At 69.7% G+C, this 19,414-nt stretch carries 13 protein-coding genes and 1 pseudogene; 11 read left to right on the top strand and 3 right to left on the bottom strand.

All coding sequences use genetic code 11. From position 1 onward, the window contains the following. Positions 1-144: 144 nt before the first annotated feature. Positions 145-660 (bottom strand): RICIN domain-containing protein, encoded by a 516-nt coding sequence (locus ABZ794_RS01440; RefSeq protein WP_357513705.1) that lies wholly within the window; start codon positions 658-660, stop codon positions 145-147. Positions 661-1,155: 495 nt separating this feature from the next. Here ABZ794_RS01440 and ABZ794_RS01445 point away from each other — a divergent pair, with 495 nt between their 5' ends. Beyond that, complete coding sequence (locus ABZ794_RS01445; protein ID WP_357513707.1) at positions 1,156-1,344, top strand: hypothetical protein; 189 nt, start codon at positions 1,156-1,158, stop codon at positions 1,342-1,344. Here ABZ794_RS01445 and ABZ794_RS01450 read toward each other — a convergent pair. Beyond that, positions 1,257-1,530: pseudogene (locus tag ABZ794_RS01450) on the bottom strand (hypothetical protein); the annotation flags it as partial. The gene ABZ794_RS01445 and the pseudogene ABZ794_RS01450 overlap by 88 nt on opposite strands. 279 nt (positions 1,531-1,809) lie before the next feature. On the opposite strand from ABZ794_RS01450, the gene ABZ794_RS01455 reads away from it, so the two are divergent. From ABZ794_RS01455 to ABZ794_RS01465, 3 genes are all read left to right on the top strand, one after another. After that, complete coding sequence (locus ABZ794_RS01455) at positions 1,810-2,184, top strand: RICIN domain-containing protein (protein WP_210780690.1); 375 nt, start codon at positions 1,810-1,812, stop codon at positions 2,182-2,184. Positions 2,185-2,291: 107 nt separating this feature from the next. Continuing rightward, positions 2,292-2,450, top strand: a complete 159-nt coding sequence (locus tag ABZ794_RS01460; protein ID WP_210780689.1) for a hypothetical protein — start codon at positions 2,292-2,294, stop codon at positions 2,448-2,450. Between the two features lie 3 nt (positions 2,451-2,453). Next, on the top strand, positions 2,454-2,789 hold the full coding sequence (locus ABZ794_RS01465) for a hypothetical protein (RefSeq protein WP_210780688.1): 336 nt from the start codon (positions 2,454-2,456) through the stop codon (positions 2,787-2,789). A 165-nt stretch (positions 2,790-2,954) separates the two neighbouring features. On the opposite strand, the gene ABZ794_RS01470 is transcribed toward ABZ794_RS01465, so the two are convergent. Beyond that, on the bottom strand, positions 2,955-3,101 hold the full coding sequence (locus tag ABZ794_RS01470; RefSeq protein WP_210780687.1) for a hypothetical protein: 147 nt from the start codon (positions 3,099-3,101) through the stop codon (positions 2,955-2,957). 336 nt (positions 3,102-3,437) lie between these two features. Between ABZ794_RS01470 and ABZ794_RS01475 the strand changes: the two genes are divergently transcribed. Genes ABZ794_RS01475 through ABZ794_RS01505 form a run of 7 tightly spaced genes read left to right on the top strand, consistent with a single transcriptional unit; the run spans position 3,438 to position 19,403 of the window. Further along, the gene (locus tag ABZ794_RS01475) at positions 3,438-4,298 is read left to right on the top strand and encodes a fatty acid desaturase (RefSeq protein ID WP_210780686.1); all 861 of its coding nucleotides are present in this window, start codon (positions 3,438-3,440) and stop codon (positions 4,296-4,298) included. Continuing rightward, positions 4,295-7,582 carry an amino acid adenylation domain-containing protein gene (locus ABZ794_RS01480; RefSeq protein ID WP_357513710.1) on the top strand — a complete coding sequence of 1,096 codons (3,288 nt, stop codon included), beginning with the start codon at positions 4,295-4,297 and terminating at the stop codon, positions 7,580-7,582. Before ABZ794_RS01475 ends, ABZ794_RS01480 begins: the two co-directional genes overlap by 4 nt. Beyond that, a complete protein-coding gene (locus tag ABZ794_RS01485; protein WP_357513712.1) occupies positions 7,579-15,369 on the top strand; it encodes an amino acid adenylation domain-containing protein in 7,791 nt (2,596 codons plus the stop codon). Before ABZ794_RS01480 ends, ABZ794_RS01485 begins: the two co-directional genes overlap by 4 nt. Beyond that, the gene (locus ABZ794_RS01490) at positions 15,356-15,826 is read left to right on the top strand and encodes a cobalamin B12-binding domain-containing protein (protein WP_357513714.1); all 471 of its coding nucleotides are present in this window, start codon (positions 15,356-15,358) and stop codon (positions 15,824-15,826) included. The genes ABZ794_RS01485 and ABZ794_RS01490 overlap by 14 nt, the downstream gene beginning before the upstream one ends. Next, a complete protein-coding gene (locus ABZ794_RS01495; protein WP_210780682.1) occupies positions 15,826-17,085 on the top strand; it encodes a methylaspartate mutase in 1,260 nt (419 codons plus the stop codon). The genes ABZ794_RS01490 and ABZ794_RS01495 overlap by 1 nt, the downstream gene beginning before the upstream one ends. Positions 17,086-17,136: 51 nt before the next feature. After that, complete coding sequence (locus ABZ794_RS01500; RefSeq protein WP_210780681.1) at positions 17,137-18,153, top strand: asparagine synthetase A; 1,017 nt, start codon at positions 17,137-17,139, stop codon at positions 18,151-18,153. Beyond that, positions 18,150-19,403, top strand: a complete 1,254-nt coding sequence (locus tag ABZ794_RS01505; protein ID WP_210780680.1) for a glutamate synthase-related protein — start codon at positions 18,150-18,152, stop codon at positions 19,401-19,403. Before ABZ794_RS01500 ends, ABZ794_RS01505 begins: the two co-directional genes overlap by 4 nt. Positions 19,404-19,414: the final 11 nt, after the last annotated feature.

Here is a 19,414-nt window from a genome sequence, read left to right on the forward strand (position 1 = left end):
TGTTAAGGGGCCCCCCTGGGTTTTTTTTTTTTAGGGGCGGTGTGGCGCCCCCCCCCCCCGGTGTTGGGCGCCGGGGGGGGGGGGGCCCCCGGCCCGCCCCCCGACGACTAGTTCGGCCTTCCTGCTAGCCGATGGCGGGCGATGTCAGTACCAACGGCGGGACAGGTGGGTGTCACAGGTGTACTGGACAGCGCCGGCGTTGTTGGCCGTGCTACCGCCGGCGATGGTCAGGCACTTGCCGCTGTTCACGTTCCGAACCTGAAGCGTGCTGCCGTTGTTGTTGGTGACCCGCCAGTAGCGCGCGGCGTGGGTGTCGCAGGTGTACTGGACGACCGGAGCGTTGTTCGCGGTGCTTCCGCCGTCGACGGTCAGGCACCGGCCGCTGTTCAGGTTGACGAGGCGGAAGTTGCCGCCGAGCGAGCCGCTGACGACCCAGGTACGCGATGCGTGGCCGTCGCAGTTGTACTGAACCGCGCGAGCGAGGTTTGCGGTGCTGCCGCCGGCGACAGTGAGGCACTTGCGGCTGTTCGCGTTCGTCAGGGTGATGGCCTCGCCGTCGGCGGCGATCCTGGCACTCACCTCGGCCTTCGCCGGTGCGCCGGTCAGCAGAAAGGCTGTCGCGAAGACCAGAGCAAATGCTGATTTCACAGAGCGGTTCACGCTTCTCCCCTTGGTGGTGTCGAGTGGATTTCTTACTGTCGGATCGCTGAGCTGTGCGCAGGAAATTGCTGCTCACCAACGTTGATCCGACTCGTGTGGGCTGGGCCCAGCCACCTTGTCTTGTATAGACTGCCGCGGATTGTCCAGCAGCCTTTTCGCGGGCAGGACAAACAAACAAACAAATCTGGGGGGCGGCAGGTGGGACGGCCTGAACGGCATCTTGATCCCGGCGCGGGGCACTGCAGCGCTTCGCTCTGGGTCTGCGGGCGATGCGGATGGCGGCGGGGCAGCCGAGCTATCGGGAGATGTCCAGACGCGTGCACCTCTCCGCGACCGCACTGTCCGAGGCTGCGGGCGGCCAGGCGCTTCCCCAGTTTGCCGGTGACTCTTTCCCCCGTGGCGGCCTGTTGCGGAGATGTTCGGGAGTGGAAAAAACGATGGCGATCGCTGCACGGCGAGGTCGGTTCGGGGTCGTGCGGGAACGACGCTCCACACGTGCCGCGCCTTGGCCTGTCAACCTTCCACTCGGATGATGCCGAATGGTTCTTCGGCCGGGCGAAGCTGGTCGAAGAACTGCGTGCCAGAATTGCTGACAACTACTTCTTCACGGTCTTCGCCGCATCTGGTGCGGGGAAGTCTTCGCTGCTCCGGATCTTGGCCTGTTCTTGGTGTCGACGTCGATAGATGGACCAGGCGATGACGTCGGCGATGCGCCGTGCGGGTTCGATGACCAGGGCGTGGAACAGGCGGCGTAGTTCGTTGACGGTGATGCCGATCAGGCCGTCCGGGCTGGTGGTGCAGCGGGACGAGGTCGGGTGACCAGCAGCGGTAGAACGCCAACTCCCCGGTGGTGCGGTTGCGGCGGATCAGCGGACCGGTGTCCTGCGGGATCGCCCAGACCTCGCAAACATCGCCTTGTCGATGTCGGCCTGGCTTACGGCCGCAGCGGCGGAGGTGCCGCCCTTGCCGTCGCCGCGCGGCCAGCGCGGCACTCAACGACACCGCTCCGGCCGCGGCGAGCAAGGTTCGGCGGCTTACCGGGAACTGTGGGGACAATGTGGCGATAGTGAGTTCCATCAAAAGGGCAGGGGGGACTGGCCGATCATTGTCGAGGTGGGCGTCGGCGGGAATGTCAGCCTGTATCCCGGGATGACGTACGCCAACTTCGTGGTGATCCCGCACTACGTCGACGGCTTCGGCAGGTACGGGGAGGGCCTGATCACCGTGAACGGGCGGCCCGACGGCGAGGGCGAGTACATCTGGCCGGCATGCAACAACAAGCAGGGCTTCGAGTGGTTCGCCTCGGCAACCCTGGCCAAGCGCGGCAAGGGCGCCACCGACCTGCGTCCGTACACGCTGCTGTCCGCCTGGGCCAGCGTCGTGCCCGGCGTGCGGTCCACCGACTTCACCCCGGAGGAGGGCGGCCACCCTATCTACGCCGCCTCCACCAGCGACGGCGCGCAGGTCGTGCAGTGGACCGCCAACAGCGGGACCAACCAGCAATGGCAGTTCGTACCCGCCTGACCAGTGGCAGAGGTGAGTGTCAAGTTCGGCCGCCGGTAACGAGCTGCCGATCGTCGCGCCGACTCGGGGGCACGGTTTGTGCCCCCGAGTCGGTCGCGATCCAATCGGTGACCATCCCGCAGGACGGCCTACGCGAACTCGACCGGGTGTCGGCCCCGGACCTCAACTATCCGTATCCGTGGCTGGCGTCGATCGCCGTCCCGCTGACCCAGTCGGGCACCCGGATCAACGGCGTCGGCTCGCCGACATACCGCCGGCAGGTCTGACGGGTGCGTGGCCCTCGCCTCTACGACTGGGCCTGGCTCGATGAGGTCACTACCGACACCGACCCGGACGACCACGGCAGGAACAGCCTGCTGATCCGCAAGAACTACACCACCGGTGAGCTGGCCTTCTACCGCTGCTGCAGTCCGCAACCAGTCAGCCTCGCCACGCTCGTGCGCGTCGCAGGGATCCGCCGGACCGTCGAAGACGGCTTCCAAGCAGCGAAAAGTCAGGTTGGTCTCGACCGGCACCAAGTCCGGCACTGGAACTCCTGGCACCGCTTCACCGCCCTCGCGCTGGCCGCTCTCGCCGTCCTGACGATCTGCGCCGCAGACGCCTGATCTACACCATCATCATCGAACCGGTCCGCCACCTGTCCCATCGATTGCACTGGTCAGGGTGCTGCCACGGATGACTCCCTTCAACTGCACCAGAGCATGATCGAAGGCCTCCGAGCTACCGGGGGAACCTCACCGTTAGCGAGACAGCTCCTGTGACGGCGTCGGTCAGCCGATCGGCCGTCCCCAGGGCGTGTCGTCGGCGAGGACGTGCTCAGCCGCCGCGGAAGTCTGCACTCTGACGCCGCTCACCGACACGACGCCCAGCGCGAGGGCGACGGCGAGGACGAGTGCCTGGATGCGGTTCCTGCTCATGGGCTCTCCTGGTGCGGCTAGCAGTGCGTTGCGCCCGTGCCGCCGCTGCACGACGGCCGGGGTCGGACTCATCTGACCGAGGCTCGCCATGGATACCCAATGAAAAGACCTTCGATCCGCTATGCCTCCCCGGTGGCTGCTCGATGGCGGGTGAAAGCCCGATTGATAAGCATTTCGACCAGCCTTCCTGGTGAGACGAGAACCGGTATCCCGCGCAGGAGCCCCGACACCGACGGGAGGGCCGAGGCGCTGGCGGTGGGTATCGCACGAGCTTGAGGAGTTGCCGTGGTCAACGTCATGTCGGGCAGAACATCCAGGCTAGCCCGCACGAGTAGGGTGAGCGGCCGCGACCGGGCCGGCTTCGTCGGCAGGGTGGTCGTTTGTGCGGCACTGGCGACGGGCGGTGGGGCCCTGGCCCTGCTCGCCCCGTGGCCGCTGCGCATCGTCGGATACGTCGTGCTCGCCGCGATGTTCGTGCACGCCGTTGAACTGCAGCACCAGGTGCTGCATCACACGGCCTTCGTCAACCAGCGCCCGCACCGTCCGGTCGGGGTGGTTCTCGGTCTGCCGATGATGGTCAACTACACCCACTACCGGTTGAAGCACCTACAGCATCACAAGTATCTGGGGACCGACCGGGACACCGAGTTCTTCCAGTTCGACACCCGGCAGCCGCTTACCCCGGCCCGGCTCCTGCGCGCGACGTTCCACTACGGACGCTGGCTCCAAGTGCTGAAGAACTGCGTCACGTCGTACACCGGAACATGGAAGCCGGACTTCGCCGGCGTCCCCGAGCGGATGGCCGACCGCATCCGCGCCGAGTACCGGTTGCTCGGCGGGATCATCGTGGTGGTGACCGGGCTGTCCGTGGCGACCGGCTCGCTGGCAGCCGTGCACCTGTGGGTGATCCCGCTGCTCCTGGCCGAGCCACTGCACTTCCTCGTCGAGCTGCCGGAACACGTGTTCTGCGAGAACGACACCCAGGACGTCATGCGGAACACCCGCACCATCGCGGGAAGCCGCTTTTCGACCTGGTTCACCAATAGCAACAACCTGCACGTGGAACACCACTGGCAGATGACCGTACCCATGCAGAATCTCCCCGAGATCCACCCCGAGTTAGCCCCGAAGCAGCAGTACCTTTGCCGTACGTACTGGGACTTCTACCGCTCGCTGCTGACGCAGGTACTGCGGTGACCAGCGCCCCCCGCCTTGTCGCCGAGGCCGACACCGACCAGGCCCAGCCGCAGCAACAGCCGCACGGCGGGCCGCTGTCTCCCGCGCAGTTCGGGGTGTGGGCCGCCGCGCAGCTCGGTGGAAGTGCGCTGTACACCATCCCCTTCGCACTGGCCGTCGAGGGCCCGGTGGACGAGGTCGCGCTCGCCGAGGCAGTCCGGCGGGTCGTCGACCGGCACGAGGTGCTGCGGACCACCGTCGGGACCTCCGAGGACGGGCCGGTACAGGTCATCCACCCGGCGGCGGTGGCTCCGCAGTGGCAGGTGGCCGGAGGAGATGGCTCGGACGGGCACATCCGCAAGCTCCTGCGCGCCGCCGTCACGGTGCCCTTCGACCTGACGTCGGAGGAGCCGCTGATCCGCGCACGGGCCGTGCGGCTGAGCACCGACCGGCGGGTACTGCTCTTCACCGTTCATCACCTGTGCTTCGACGGAGCATCCATCGGCCTCTTCGTCGAGGAGTTGCTTCAGCGTTACGCCGAGGTGGTGGCGGGACTGCCGTCTCCGCCGCCGGACGAGATCCAGTACCTGGACTTCGCCGCCTGGCAACTCGACCGGCTGGCCGACGGGTCGTGGGACGGACAGCGCGCCTTCTGGCGGCAACGGCTACGCGACCTGCCCCCGTCCAGCGCCCCACCCGCCGACCGGCAGGCGCCGGCCTCCGACGCGGGCGCGACCTCGGAGGTCTTCCTTCCCCCGGCCGTCGGGTCGGCGCTGGACGATCTGGCGCGAGCCAGCGCCAGCAGTCGATTCATGATCATCATGGCGGCCCTGCACCTGCTGTTGCACCGGGTCACCGGTCAACGGGAGGCCTGCGTCGGTACCCCCTTGACGCAGAGAAGTGCGGCGGAGACCCGGTCGATGATCGGCCTGCTGCTCAACACCGTCCTGGTGCGGGCCGACACCGCCGCGGCCCGTACCTTCCGGGATCTTGTTCTGGCGGTCCGCGACGAGGTCCTTCGGGTCTACGACAACCAGGACCTGCCGTTCGAGATTGTGCAGCGCGAGGCGTGGTCGACCCGGGGAAGCGACCGTCCGGCGCTGATCGACGTGATGCTGAACTACGAGCCGCCGAGCCCCGGCCGCTGGGCGGCCGGCCCCACGACGCTGCGCCTCGTCGACTGTCCGGACCAGGAGGCGAAGTTCCCGCTGACCGTCTACGTCCGCGACGGCGACCCCGCCCGCATCAGGGTCAGCTACCGCACCTCCACCTACACGTCCGCCCGGATGGCGGCCTGGACCAACCAACTGGCGCATTTGCTCGGCGCGGTCACCGCCGACCCCGACCGCCCTCTGGACGAGTACTCTCTCGCCACCGCCACGCCCGACGTGCTACCCGATCCGACCCTGCCGCTCGACCGTCCGGCGATGCCGACCGTGGTGGATATGTTCCGCGCGGAGGCCCACTCGGCCGGCGACCACCTGGCAGTGCAGGACGAGCGGCATCGGCTCTCCTACCGCAACCTCCTCGCCGCCGTCACGCAGGTGGCCACCGACCTGCGGGAACGAGGTGTCGGCCCGGGTGATCGGGTGGCCGTGATCTGCGGCCGGTCCGCAGCGACGGTGAGCGCCCTTCTCGGCACCATGACGGCCGGCGCGGTGTTCATGCCCGTGGACGAGCGCCTGCCCGAGCAGCGCATCCGGGACCTCGTCGCGGCCGCGGCACCGGCGGCGGTCATCCGACTCGGCGCGGATCCGTCGGGCACCGACCATCGGTGGCTCGCCGCTCCCAGCAGGGCCAGCCAGAGCAGCGGGTCAACGCCGGAGCACGACAGCCTGCCGAGGCCCGATTCCCCCGCGTACCTCTACTTCACGTCCGGCACGACCGGACGACCGAAGGCGGTCCTCGGGCGGCACGACAGCCTCGCGCATTTTCTCCGTTGGGAGGCGGCAGCCTTCGGCGTCACCCACCGCGACCGGGTCTCGCAGCTCACGACCGTCTCCTTCGACCCGTTCCTCCGGGACGTGCTGCTGCCGCTGATGACAGGCGCGACGCTCTGCATCCCCGCCGAGGAGACCCTGTCCGAGCCGCAGCGGATCTGGCGGTGGATCCGCGACGAGCGCGTCACCGTCGTGCACGCCGTACCGTCGCTGATGAAGTGGTGGCTGGGTGCCGCCGACACCGGGCGGCCGGCGGACCTGCGTCTCGTCCTGTTCGCCGGAGAACCCCTGCCGCCCATGCTGGTAAGGCAGTTGCGGGACCGGACGAGCCGGGACCTCACGGTGGTCAACCTCTACGGCCCCACCGAGACCACACTCGCCGCGTGCCACTACGTGGTTCCGCCGGCCGCCTCGGAAACCCTGCCGGTCGGCCGCCCCATCCCCGACACACAAGCGCTGGTGCTTTCCCCGGGGAATCGGCTGTGCGGGGTGGGCGAGGTGGGAGAGATCTGCATCCGGACGCGGTTCCACGCCGAGTCCGGCGACCCGACGGCGGGCACCCTGCCGGGCTTCCAACCCAACCCGTACCGGGACGACCCGGACGACGTCATCTACCACACCGGTGATCTTGGTCGGTACCGCGCCGACGGCCAGTTGGAGATACTCGGCCGCCAGGACCACCAGATCAAGATTCGTGGTACGCGGATCGCGCCGAACGAGATCGCCGCGGTACTCGCCCAGCACCCGGACGTCCGGGCCAGCGTCGTCCGCGACTGGCCTGACGCCGACGGCCTGGTACGACTGGTCGGCTACGTCGTGGGCCACCCGGACCGGACGCCCGAGCCGACGGTGCTCCGCAAGTGGGCCACCGCCCGGCTGCCCCGGGTCATGGTGCCCCATCAGGTGGTGGTCCTGGACGCGTTGCCCCTCACGCCCAACGGCAAGGTCGACCGGGCACGGCTACCACAGCCGGTCGACACCGATGACGACGAGCGGAAGCCGGAGAGCGAGCTGGAGAAGTGGCTCTGCGCACTCATGGGTGACGTCCTCGGCCGCGGCCCGGTCGGCGTGGACCAGGACTTCTTCGATCTCGGCGGGCACTCCCTGCTGATCACCCAGCTCATCGCCCGAATCGACGAGAAGCTCGGCCAGCGGTTGGGCTTCGCGGTCGTCTTCAACCATCCGACGGCGGCCGAACTCGCTGCCGTCCTGACCACCGCCGACGGGACGCCACGGGTCGTCGCGGCACCGCCGGCCCCTGTCGAGGCGTGCCCCGCGCCGCCGATCGCCGACCTCGCGGACCTCGACGACGACGAGCGCGAACTGCTCGCCGCCCTAATGACCGTCAGAGAGGATGACCAATGACCGTCCCCAGCGCTGTGCGGCGGAAGGACCCGACCGAGGGGCTGGAAAGGGCACGTCCGCTGATCGACACCGAGCGCCTGCTGCCCCTCTCCGCGGGCCAGCGACGGCTGTGGCTCCTCGACCACCTGAATCCCGACGACGCCGCCTACAGCGTCAACAACGTCCTGGTGCTGACCGGTGACCTGGACACCGAGGCCCTTCGCCGAGCGGTCGAGACGACCGTGCGGCGACACGAGGCGCTGCGCACCTGTTACCCCACCGTCGGGGGAGTGCCGTACCAACTGGTCCGAGACAGCGTCGACGTGCAGTTCGCCACGTACGACGAGCGGTCGGCCGGACCGAACGCCGCCTGGGAGCGGATTCGCGCCGCCGCGCGACTCCCCTTCGACCTGGCCCGGGGCCCCCTCTTCCGGACGGTCCTGGTGCGTTCCGGTGCCGAGAAGCACCTACTGCTGATGAACGTGCACCACTCGGTCGCGGACGGCTGGTCGACCGGGCTGATCATGCGCGACATCCTGGCCTGTTACTCGGCGCAACTCGGCCATGTCGAGCCGCCGCCGCCACCCGCCGCCCAATACCGCGACTTCGTCAGGTGGCAGCGGGACCGGCAGCACAGCCCCGACATCGCCGACCAGCTGGAGTACTGGAAGGACCAGCTCGCCGGGCCCCTCGGCGTCGTCCGGCTGCCCGCCGACGACACCCGGCCGGCGGCCCGCTCCGCCAAGGGCGGGACCAGCGCTTTCGCCGTACCGCCGGAGCTCACCGACACGCTGGCAGACCTGTGCCGGCAGACCCGCACCACGCCGTACATCGTGCTACTGGCGGCCTTCAAGGTGCTGTTGTACCGCTACACCCGGCAGACCGACGTCGTCGTCGGCTCCCCGGTGGCCAATCGGACCCGGCGGGAGTTCGAGGACGTCGTCGGGTACCTCGGCAACACCCTCGCCATGCGGACCGACCTGTCCGGGAACCCGACCTTCCGTGACGTGCTCGACCGGGTGCGCCGCACCGCGCTCGACGCCTTCACCCACCAGGACGTGCCGTTCGACACGGTCGTCGAGGCGGTCGCGCCGACCCGCGAGACCGACGTGTCACCGGTCTTCCAGACGTCGTTCGTGCTCCAGTCCGATCCGGTCACGGTGGCGAGCGAAGAGCTGTCCGTGCAGGCCGTCCCGATCGACAACGGGTCGGCCAAGTTCGACCTGACGCTGAACATGGCCGAGGACGGCGATCAGCTGCTCGGGCGGTTCGAATACAGCCGGGACCTCTTCGGCACGGCATCCATGGACCGCCTGGTGGCCAACCACCTGACCCTGCTCCACGCCTGCCTGACCAGGCCCGACACCCCGATCGATTACCTCCCGCTGCTGGCGTCCGAGGAGGCGGCCACCCTCGCGCGCTGGAACGACACCACCCGCCCGAGCCCGAGCGGGGTGCCGGTGGACGAACTGTTCCGTCGGCAGGTCGACCGCCGGCCGGCCGCGACCGCGCTGGTCGAGGGCGACCGCAGGTGGACCTACCGGGAGCTGGGGGAGTGGGTCGACGACCTGGCCGGCGCGTTGCGCGACGGTGGCCTGCGGCGCGGGGACCGGGTGGGGATCGCGGTGGAGCGGTCAGCCGCCACCATCGCGTGGATGCTGGCCGCGGTGCGCGCCGGCGGCGCGTTCGTGCACTTCGATCCCCAGTATCCGGACGAACGGCTCAGGCTGCTGATCGACGATGCCGCGCCGCGCTTCGTCGTCGCCGCGGAGGACGTCCGGGCCAGGATGGGCTTCGACCCGAACCACACCCTCGCCCCCGACCATCGTCCAGGATCGTCGGCCGTCGCCGTCGACCGGGCGTTCGAGCCGACGGACCTCGCCTGCGTCGTCTACACCTCCGGCTCGACCGGTCGACCCAAGGGCGTGGCCCTGTCCCACCAGGGCATCACGGCTCTCGTCTGCGACGTCGACGAACTCCAGGTCCGTCCGGACGACGTGGTGGCCCAGGCGACACCGCTGACCTTCGACGCCTCGCTGTTCGACGTCTTCGGCGCGCTGTTGAACGGCGCCGCGCTCGCCCTTGCGCCACCTGGACCGGAGACCCTGGACGAACTGTGCGCGCTCTTCTCGGCCACCGGCGTCACCGTGCTCCAGTTGACCCCGGGGCTGTTCCGCCGGCTCGAACCACGCCACCTGGCGGACCTCGGCGGTCTGCGGCTGCTGCTGTCCGGTGGGGACATCATGTCGGTCCGGGCGGCGCGCGACTTCCTCACCGAGGTACCCAACTGCACCTTGCTCAACATCTACGGACCCACCGAGAACACCCAGCTGACCAGCGTGCACCGCGTCACGGCCGTCGACACGACCCGCGCCGTGCCGATCGGACGCCCACTGCCGAACACCACTGTCGACATCGTCGACCCGGCCGGCCAACCGGTGCCGATCGGTGTCCCCGGCGAGTTGTACGCCGGCGGCCTGGGCGTCGCCAACGGCTATCTCAACCTGGCGGAGATGAACGCCGAACGGTTCGTGGCGGACCCCCGTCGCCCCGGCGCCCGCCGGTACCGGACCGGTGATCGGGCGCGTTGGCGTCACGACGGCACCCTGGAGTTTCTGGGCCGGCTCGACGACCAGGTGAAGATCCGAGGCTTCCGGGTCGAGCCGGCCGAGGTCCACGCCGCGCTGGTCACCGACGAGCGGATAGCCGACGCGGCGGTGACCGTGGTCCGCAACGACGATGGCGACCGCCAACTGGTCGCCTATCTGGTGGCCGCGACGGACGACCTGGACGTCCGTCAGATCCGGGCCCGGCTCGAGGAGTCCCTGCCGCGCTACCTGCAGCCGGCGTTCCTGGTGCCCGTTCCCAGCCTCCCGCTGACCCGGCACGGAAAGGTGGATTTCGCCCGGCTGCCGGACCCGCGTGTCGGATTCGAGCCGACCGTCGACGAGTACGTGGCTCCGACGACGGAGCTGGAGCGACAGCTCGCGGCCATCTGGTGCCAGGTCCTCAAGGCCGACCGGGTGGGCATCGACGACGACTTCTTCGAGTTGGGCGGCGACTCGATCATCAGCATCCAGATCGTCGCCCGGGCACGGCGTGCCGGTGTGCGGGTTTCACCACGGGACATCCTCGACGCCCGGACGATCCGCCGGCTGGCCGCGCTGGGAGCCGGCGGACAGCCGGAAGCCGTACCGGAGGTCGCCGCGGTGACCGGCGAGCCCTTCCGGCTCAGCCCGATCCAGCGATGGTTCCTGGAACAACCGCTACCGGCCCGTGAGCACTTCAACATGTCCCAGCTGTTCGAGCTGGACGCGCACGTCGACCCGGATCTGCTGCGCCACGCGCTGGCCGCCCTGGTGGAGCACCACGACGCACTGCGGCTGCGACTGGTGGGCCCGCCGGACGCCCCGGCCCAACAGTACGGCGACGAGACGGCCGTCGACCTGGTCCGCCTCGACCTGTCGGGCTGCCCGGAAGCGGAGCAGTGGGGGCGACTGGAACAGCACGCCGCCCGGCTGCAACGCCAGATCCGACTCGACGGCGGCGGTCTCCTGCGGGCCCTGCACGTCGACCGCGGTGACGAGCCCGCCTGGCTCTTGCTGATCATCCATCACCTGGCGGTCGACGGCATCTCCTGGCGCATCCTGATCGACGACCTCCGTGAGGCGTACCAACAGTTGTCCGACGGCCGTCGGCCCGAGCTGCCGGCGCGGACCGCGTCGTTCCAGCAGTGGGCCGAGGCCCTGCACACCGCAGCGCGGTCGACCACGGCGCAGGCCGCCGCCACCTACTGGATGGAGACGCTGCCGACCGAGACGGCGCCGCTGCCCACCGACCGCGACGGTACGAACAGTCGCGCCTCGACGGCACGGGTCACCGTCAGCCTCGACGAGGCCCAGACCGAGGCCCTGCTCCGCAGAGCGCCCCGGGCCTACCGCTCCGAGATCAACGACATCCTGCTCGGCGCGTTCTCGATCACCATGAGCCGATGGACCGGGCGACGGGAGACCTTCGTCGCCCTCGAATCGCACGGCCGGGAGGACCTCGGCACCGGTCTCGACACCTCCCGCACCGTGGGCTGGTTCACCGGCCTGTACCCGGTGCTGATCACCGCCGAGGACCACTTCGCCGACGACCCGGGGGCCGCGGTGCGGTCGGTCAAGGAGCAGTTGCGCCGGGTCCCCGACCACGGCGTGCCGTACGGCCTTGTCCGGTACCTCACCGGGGACTCCGCGCAGGCGCGATCGCTCACCGCCGCGCCCTGGCCGGAGGTCAGCTTCAACTACCTCGGCCAGTACACCGGCGCCGAGCAGGACGACTCACCCATCGCGCTGAGCCCTCGCCTCGTGTCGAGCGACCGCAGCAACGAGGGGCAACGAAGCTTCCTGATCGAGGTGAACGGCAGCGTCGTCGGCGGGCGACTGCGGCTCATCTGGACCTACAGCACCCAGTGCCACACCACGGAAACCGTCCACCGGCTGGCCGACGACTACCGAGCGACCCTCGTGCGGATCGTGGAACACTGCGCCGAGCGCGCCAGCACCACGTTCACCCCGTCCGACTTCCCGCTGAGCGGACTGGACCAGGCGCAACTGGACCGACTCCTCGCCGACGGTCGTCCGATCGAGGACATCTGGCCGGCCACCCCCCTCCAACAGGGGCTGATGTTCCATTCCCTCTTCGAGCCCGAAGCGGGCATGTACCTCGTCCAGTGGTGCGCCGACTTCGTCGGCGCGTTCGACCCGGAGCACTACGAACAGGCCTGCCGACAGGTCCTCCGACGGCACCCCGCGCTACGGGTGCAGTACGCCTGGGCCGGGGCCAACCGGCTGGTCCAGGTGGTACGGCCGGACCCGGAGCTGACGGTGGCGCACCGGGAGCTCCGGGACGCCCCGGCGCACGACCAGCCGGGCCTGCTCGACAGGTTCCTGACCGAGGATCGGGAGCGAGGGCTAAGGCCGTTCGGCGAGCCACCGATCCGCGTGACGATCCTGCGGCTCGGCGACGACCGGTGCCGGGTGGTGTGGACGTACCACCACGCGCTGCTGGACGGCTGGACCTTCACCCTGGTGATGAACGAGATCGCCGACTCCTACCGGGCCGCGTGCTCCGGCCGGGAGGCGATGCCGCAGGCCCGTCCCTCGTACCGTGGTTATCTCGACTGGCGGTCGGGCCGGGACCCGGAGCGCGCCGCGGCCTACTGGCGCGACCACCTCTCCGGCATCTCCGGGCCCACCGTCCTCGGCATCGAGCGGCCCTCCGACGCGTGCGTCAACGAACGATTCAGCCACTGCCTCACCACGCTCTCCGCGGAGCGGACCGAACGGTTGCGGACGCTCGCGCAGGCCGCCGGGATCACTCTCAACACCCTGTGCCTCGGCGCCTGGGCGTTGACCGCGGCCCGGTACAGCGGCGATCCGTCCGTGGTGGTGGGCGTGACGAGTTCCGGGCGGCCACCCGAGTTGGCCGGTGTCGAGCAGATGGTCGGTCTGTTCATCAACACCCTCCCGCTGCGGCTGCCGGTCGAGCCCTCGGCCCCGGTCAACCGGTGGCTGCGGGAGGTCCAGGCCGCGCAGTGGCGAATGCGTGACTTCGAGGACAGCGCGCTCAGCGCCGTGCAGGAGTGGGTGGGACTCAACGGCCAGGCCTCGCTGTTCGAGCACATCTTCGTCTTCGAGAACTATCCGGTCGAGGATCTGTACGAGCAGGACTGGCACGGGGCGAGGATCGCCTCGCGATACTCCGTCGAACGCACCAACTACCCCCTGGACGTGCTGGTCAGGCCCGGTGCGGAGCTGCAGGTGCAGATTGGCTACGACCGCAACCGCTATCCCGAGCCCGCCGTCGAGCAGTTGTTGAGGCACTACGTGCACGTCCTGGACGCGCTGCTCGGTGAGCCGGAGCGGGAACTCGGCGCCATTTCGATGGCGGACGACGACGAGACGCGGGCGCTCCTGCGGCGGTACGCGCCGCCCTATCAGCTACCGGCGCACGACGACGTGGTGCACCGCCGTTTCGAACGGCAGGTGGAGCTGACTCCGCACGCACCCGCGATCGCCTACGGCACCGACGAACTCACCTACGACGGGTTGAACCAGCGGGCGAACAACCTGGCCGCGCACCTGCTCGCCAACGGTGTCGGCAAGGGCTCCTTCGTGGCCATCAGCAGCACCCGCTGCGTCGAGATGCTGGTCGGGATGCTGGCGATCCTCAAGGCCGGTGCGGCGTACGTGCCGATCTCGCACAAGTACCCACCGGAACGGATCGCCCAGATGATGGACGACGCCGCCGTCACGGCCCTGATCACCCGACGGGATCTCGCTGATCCGCTGCCCGAGCATCCTGCCCGCCAGGTCTACCTCGAGGACTGGTCCTCGGCGCCGGACCGGCGGCTGCCGAACCCCGAGGTCGCGGTATGCGTCGACGACCCGGTCTACGTCTACTTCACCTCCGGATCGACCGGGCGACCCAAGGGCGTCCTGGTCCATCACGGCGGCCTGACGACGACCGTGACCGGCTACTCGACCGCCTACGAACTCGATCGCCGGACCACCGTGCACCTGCAGATGTCGAACATGTCCTTCGACGTCTTCACCGCGGACTGGACCAGGGCCCTGTGCAACGGTAAAAAGCTCGTGCTCTGCCCCGCCGACCTGCTGCTGGATTCGGCCGGGCTGCTCGACCTCATCCGTCGCGAACGCGTCGACTTCGCGGAGTTCATCCCCGTCGTGCTGCGTCGTCTCATCGACCACCTGGAACGCACCGACCAGCGGCTGTCGGCCCTGGAGGTGGCGATCTGCGGCAGCGACGTCTGGTACGGCGACGAGTACATGCGCTTCCGCCGTCTCCTCGGGCCGCAGACCCGGCTGGTGAACAGTTACGGAGTCACCGAGGCGACCGTGGACAACGCGATGTACGAGGACCGCGCCGCCGACCTCGTCCCGGGTCGCCCGGTGCCCGTCGGTGGCCCGTCACCGAACGAGCAGTTGCTGGTCCTCGACGGGAACGGGGCGCTGCAGCCCACCGACGTACCGGGCGAGCTGTGCATCGGCGGCCCGGCCGTGGCCCAGGGATACCTGGGTGCCGAGGAGTTGACCCGGCAGCGCTTCGTTCCCAACCCGTTCGACCCGCGCGGCGGGCGGATGTACCGGACGGGCGACCTGGCCCGCTACTCCTCACAGGGGTACGTGGAGCTTCTCGGCCGAGCCGACGACCAGGTGAAGATCCGCGGATTCCGGATCGAGCTCGGTGAGGTGGAAGTGGCTCTGGAGCAGCATCCAGCCGTCGCCCGTGCCGTCGTCGCGGTGCGTCGCCTCAGCCGCGACGACGCCGGACTGGTCGCCTATCTCGTGCCGGCCGGGACGACGCTACCGACCGTCTCCGCCTTCCGCGGCTTCCTCCGGGGAACCCTGCCCTGGTTCATGATCCCCACGACGTACGAGACGATCGCCGAGGTCCCGACGAACAACAACGGCAAGGTCGACCGGAGCGCGCTGCCGCAACCGTCGACAGAACGGCCCGACGTCGCCGCGGCGTTCGAGGCGCCGTCGACCGACACCGAGCGGAGGGTCGCCACCGCCTGGTCCGAGGTCCTCGGCCTGCCCGAGGTGGGGGTGACCGACGACTTCGTCGAGCTGGGCGGCAGCTCGCTGCGGGCGATGGAGGTCGCGTTCCGGGTACGTCGGGACGTGGGAGCGAACCCCACCATCCGCGACGTCCTGCTCTATCCGACCATCCGCGAGTTCTGCGCGGCCTTGCCGTCCTTCGGCGCCGTCGCCGAGGAGGTTTGCCATGAACGTGTATGAGACCGGGGGGACCCGTCCCACCGCCCTGCTGGCGGGTCCACCGTCGGACGCGCACACCTGGAACCTGCTGTACCTGCAACTGCTGATGACCGAGCTGGGGTGGCAGGTGTCCAACCTGGGCCCGTGCACGCCCGTGCGGTTGCTGGTCGCGGAGTCCGCCCGGTGCGCTCCGGACCTTGTCGTGATCAGCACCGTCAACGGTCACGGTTACCACGAAGGGCTGACCCTGATCCGATCCCTGCGGCGGGAAGCGCACCTCCGCGACACCCCGATCGTCGTCGGCGGCAAGCTCGGGATCGACGGCCCGGACGACGGGAGCCGACTGAAGCGGCTCCGCGACGCCGGTTACGACGACGTCTTCGACGGCGACGGACAGGTGCCCCGGTTCCAGGTCCTGTTGGATTCGGTGCGTCACCACGCCCGCCGGCAGGCGAGCCCGGCACCGGCCGTCCGGTGATGGCTACCGCCACCGGACCGTCGCCGGCTGTCGGGCCCAGCTTCCACACGTTCATCAGTGACGCCCGTCGCGACCGTCGCCTCGTCGTCCAGCCCCGGATGGGCTTCAGCGACACCGGTGCCATGACGGCGGGTCTGCGCGCGACCCGCGCGGCCCGGGCCACCACGGTGGGCACCATCACCGTCGACAGCTACACCCGGACCGGGGAGCTGGGCGCCGTCGAACGCGCGCTGCGCGACGGCGTAGCCCTGAACGGGTACCCGCTGGCGAGCATCGACCCCGGGGTGACCCGGACGATGCTCGGGGAGGTCGGCCACCCGTCCTTCCCGGTACAGGTACGGCACGGCTCGGCGGCGCCGACGAAGATCTTCGAGGCGCTGCTCGAGGCCGGACTCGACGCCACCGAGGGTGGTCCGGTCTCCTACTGCCTGCCGTACAGCCGACGACCGTTGCACCTGGCAGTGGCCGAGTGGGCGCACTGCTGCCGGCGGCTGGCGGCACGACGGGAGGACGGGGCCAACCCGCACCTGGAGAGCTTCGGCGGCTGCATGCTGGGTCAGCTCTGTCCACCGGGTCTGCTCATCGCGATCACCGTCCTGGAGGCGCTCTTCTTCCGCCAGCACGGCATCCGAAGCGTGTCGGTCAGCTTCGCGCAGCAGACCAACCACCGGCAGGATCTCGAGGGGGTGCAGGCCCTCCGCGCGCTCTGCGCAGAGTTGCTGACGGACGTCGACTGGCACGTGGTCGTCTACGCGTACATGGGGGTGTATCCCCGGACTCCGCGAGGCGCGCGGGAGATCCTGCGCGCGGCCGCCCGGCTCGCCCACGGTGGGGGCGCGGCCCGCCTGATCGTGAAGACCACCGCCGAGGCGCACCGCATTCCCACCATCGGGGAGAACGTCGAAGCCCTCGAACTCGCCGCCGCCGCGGCAGCCGACGTGACACCGCAGGCCGTGCCGGACTCCGGGATCCGCGACGAGGCCCGGCAGCTGATCCACGCGGTTCTGTCGATGGACGCGGACGTCGGCCGGGCACTGGTCTCCGCCTTCGCCCGGGGATACCTGGACGTGCCGTACTGCATCCATCCCGACAACCACGCCGCGACCACCACCTCGATGGACGCCGACGGCTGGCTGCGGTGGGCGGACGTGGGGTCGCTGCCCCTCACCCCCGACGCCGTTTCGTCGCCCCCACTGCTGACCTCGGCCGGACTCCTCCGCGCCCTGTCCCACGTACAGCGTAGTTACGACGGCGCCTGACGCCGCCCGCCGCCGCGGGCATCGATGCCCGCGGCCGAGAAAGGGAGATCCATGCTCACCCTGGGAAACCACCAGAAGTCGGACCCGGCGATCGCCGGACCGCCCGCTCCGGGCGACCACCTCGCTGATCCGCGTACCCGTGCCGCTCTGCGCCTTCAGCACCATCTCCTCATCGCCGGCCGGGAGTACCTCACCGAGGCGGGTTTCGTCGAGTTGCTCCCGCCGGTCATCGGTCCGGTGACCGACCCGGGTGTCCGCGGCGCGAAGCAGGTCGACGTGGACTACTACGGCCACCGGTTCAAGTTGGCCACCAGCGGCATCCTCTACAAGCAGGCCTCGCTCACCGCCTTCGACCGCATCTTCAATGTGGCGGCCAACGTCCGGCTGGAACCTCCGGAGGTCTGCTCGACCGCGCGGCACCTGGTCGAGTTCCGCCAACTCGACGTCGAGCTGGCCAACGCCGGACGCGAAGAGGCCATGCACGTCGCCGAGGGACTCGTCAAACACATGGTGCGGCGGATCCTCGACCAGCACTCCGCGCTGCTGGACGAGTTGGGCCGCGATCAGGAGCCGCTTCGCCTGCTGGTGGATCTGCCCTTCCCGGTGCTGCCGCACCCGGTCGCGGTGACCGCGCTGCACCGGCGGAACTATCCCCAGAACCCGGAGGCGGAGATCGAGTGGCCCGCCGAGGTGCTGCTGTCCCGCGAGTACGACCTGCCGTTCTTCGTGACCGACTATCCCCGGGGGTCGCGGGGTTTCTACGACCGGGCAGACGAGGAGAACCCCAACGTGCTGTTGAACTTCGACCTCCTGGCCCCCGAGGGGTTCGGCGAGATCAGCAGCGGCAGTGAGCGCGAGTACGAGTACGCCAAGGTGGTGACCCGGCTGCGAGAGACCGGCGAGAACCCGGCCAAGTACGCCTGGTACCTCGACATGGTGCGTTCCGGTATTCCCGCTAGCGCCGGGTTCGGGATCGGCGTCGAGCGACTGACCCGGTGGATCGCCGGGCTGGAGGCGACCTGGCAGGCCACGGCGTTCCCCAAGCTGCCCGGCGTGGTGGCGCCATGAGTGACCTGCTCAGGGCACCCGGCTTTCCGGAGGAGGAGGTCCGTGCCCGAGCCCGCGACGGTGAGCGGACGGTCTTTCCGGCCGCGGACTCGTACGGCACGACCCTGTACGGGGCCGGCGCTCCCGTGCCCGCTGACGGGCTGGACGCGCTCCGCGTGGCGCCGCCGCTGTTCATGCCCGGCCGGTTGGGCGAACTGGTTCAGCTCGGCCGCGAGCCCCTCTTCAGCGATGTCGACCTCGACACCGACATCGGCGGGTTCCGGTCGCCGGTACCCGTGTTCGTCTGTGCCTTCGGCTCCACCAGGGTCGCCAACGACGGGCTGGCCGCCGCGGCCAGCCGGCAGGCTGCCCGGCTCGGACTGCCGATGCTGGTGGGGGAGAACATCGCTCCTGTGCACGGCTACCGCGACGAGGCCGAGCTGGCCGGCACGTTGATCAAGCGAATTCGGCTCTATCTGGACGAGGTGCCCGACGGCATGGGTGGCGTCGTCGTCCAACAGAGCACCGAGGACGCGGACGCCGAAGTCTGGAACCACCTCTACAGTGACCCGACCGTGGAACCCCTGCTGAAGACCGGCCGGCTCGGCTTCGAGCTGAAGGTCGGCCAAGGGGCGAAGCCGGGGCTCGGGGGCATGACGCTGGTGGACCGGGCCGACGGCTCGCGGCTCGCGGAGCAGTTCCGCCTCAGCACCCTGAACGGGGTCGCCGACGACGACCGGAACGCGTCATTGGTGCGGTCGTCGAGCCCCGGCACCTTCACCGCCGACATCCTCCGGCACCAGATCCGGCTGATGCGCAACAACTATCCGCGCTGCCGGACGTGGGTCAAGCTGTTCCCGGGTCGGGACGTGGCCGAGGCGGTCGCCGTCGCGCACGCGGCGGGTGCGGACGCGGTCACTGTGGACGGTGCGGAGGGCGGCACCGGATGGGCGCCGACATCGTTCCTGCACCACGTCGGGCTGCCGCTGGGGGAGTGTCTCGTCCGGCTGTCCGACACCCCGGCCTGCCTACTCGCCAGCGGACGGATGTGGGAGGGAGCGCGGGCCGCCAAGGCGATCGCGCTCGGCGCCCGAGCGGTCGGGCTGGGGCGTGCGGCGCTGCTGGCCGTCGACGAGGACGCCGACCAGGGCCTGCTGCGGCTCGTGCGGTGCCTGGCGCTCGAGCTCCAGATGCTGACCAGCGCGGTCGGCAAGTACCGGGTCGGGCTGCTGTCGCCGGACGATCTGTGGCGGCCCGACGTACCGACGTGAGCTTTTCAAGG

The organism is Micromonospora sp. NPDC047187 (genome assembly GCF_040643355.1).
Lineage (GTDB): Bacteria > Actinomycetota > Actinomycetes > Mycobacteriales > Micromonosporaceae > Micromonospora > Micromonospora salmantinae.

Bases quoted from the DNA above. Each gene is read 5' to 3' on its own strand.
- ABZ794_RS01455 (WP_210780690.1), top strand. From the start codon at position 1,810: ATGACGTACGCCAACTTCGTGGTGATCCCGCACTACGTCGACGGCTTC.
- ABZ794_RS01505 (WP_210780680.1), top strand. From the start codon at position 18,150: ATGAGTGACCTGCTCAGGGCACCCGGCTTTCCGGAGGAGGAGGTCCGT.
- ABZ794_RS01500 (WP_210780681.1), top strand. From the start codon at position 17,137: ATGCTCACCCTGGGAAACCACCAGAAGTCGGACCCGGCGATCGCCGGA.
- ABZ794_RS01495 (WP_210780682.1), top strand. From the start codon at position 15,826: ATGGCTACCGCCACCGGACCGTCGCCGGCTGTCGGGCCCAGCTTCCAC.
- ABZ794_RS01485 (WP_357513712.1), top strand. From the start codon at position 7,579: ATGACCGTCCCCAGCGCTGTGCGGCGGAAGGACCCGACCGAGGGGCTG.
- ABZ794_RS01470 (WP_210780687.1), bottom strand. From the start codon at position 3,101: ATGAGCAGGAACCGCATCCAGGCACTCGTCCTCGCCGTCGCCCTCGCG.
- ABZ794_RS01490 (WP_357513714.1), top strand. From the start codon at position 15,356: ATGAACGTGTATGAGACCGGGGGGACCCGTCCCACCGCCCTGCTGGCG.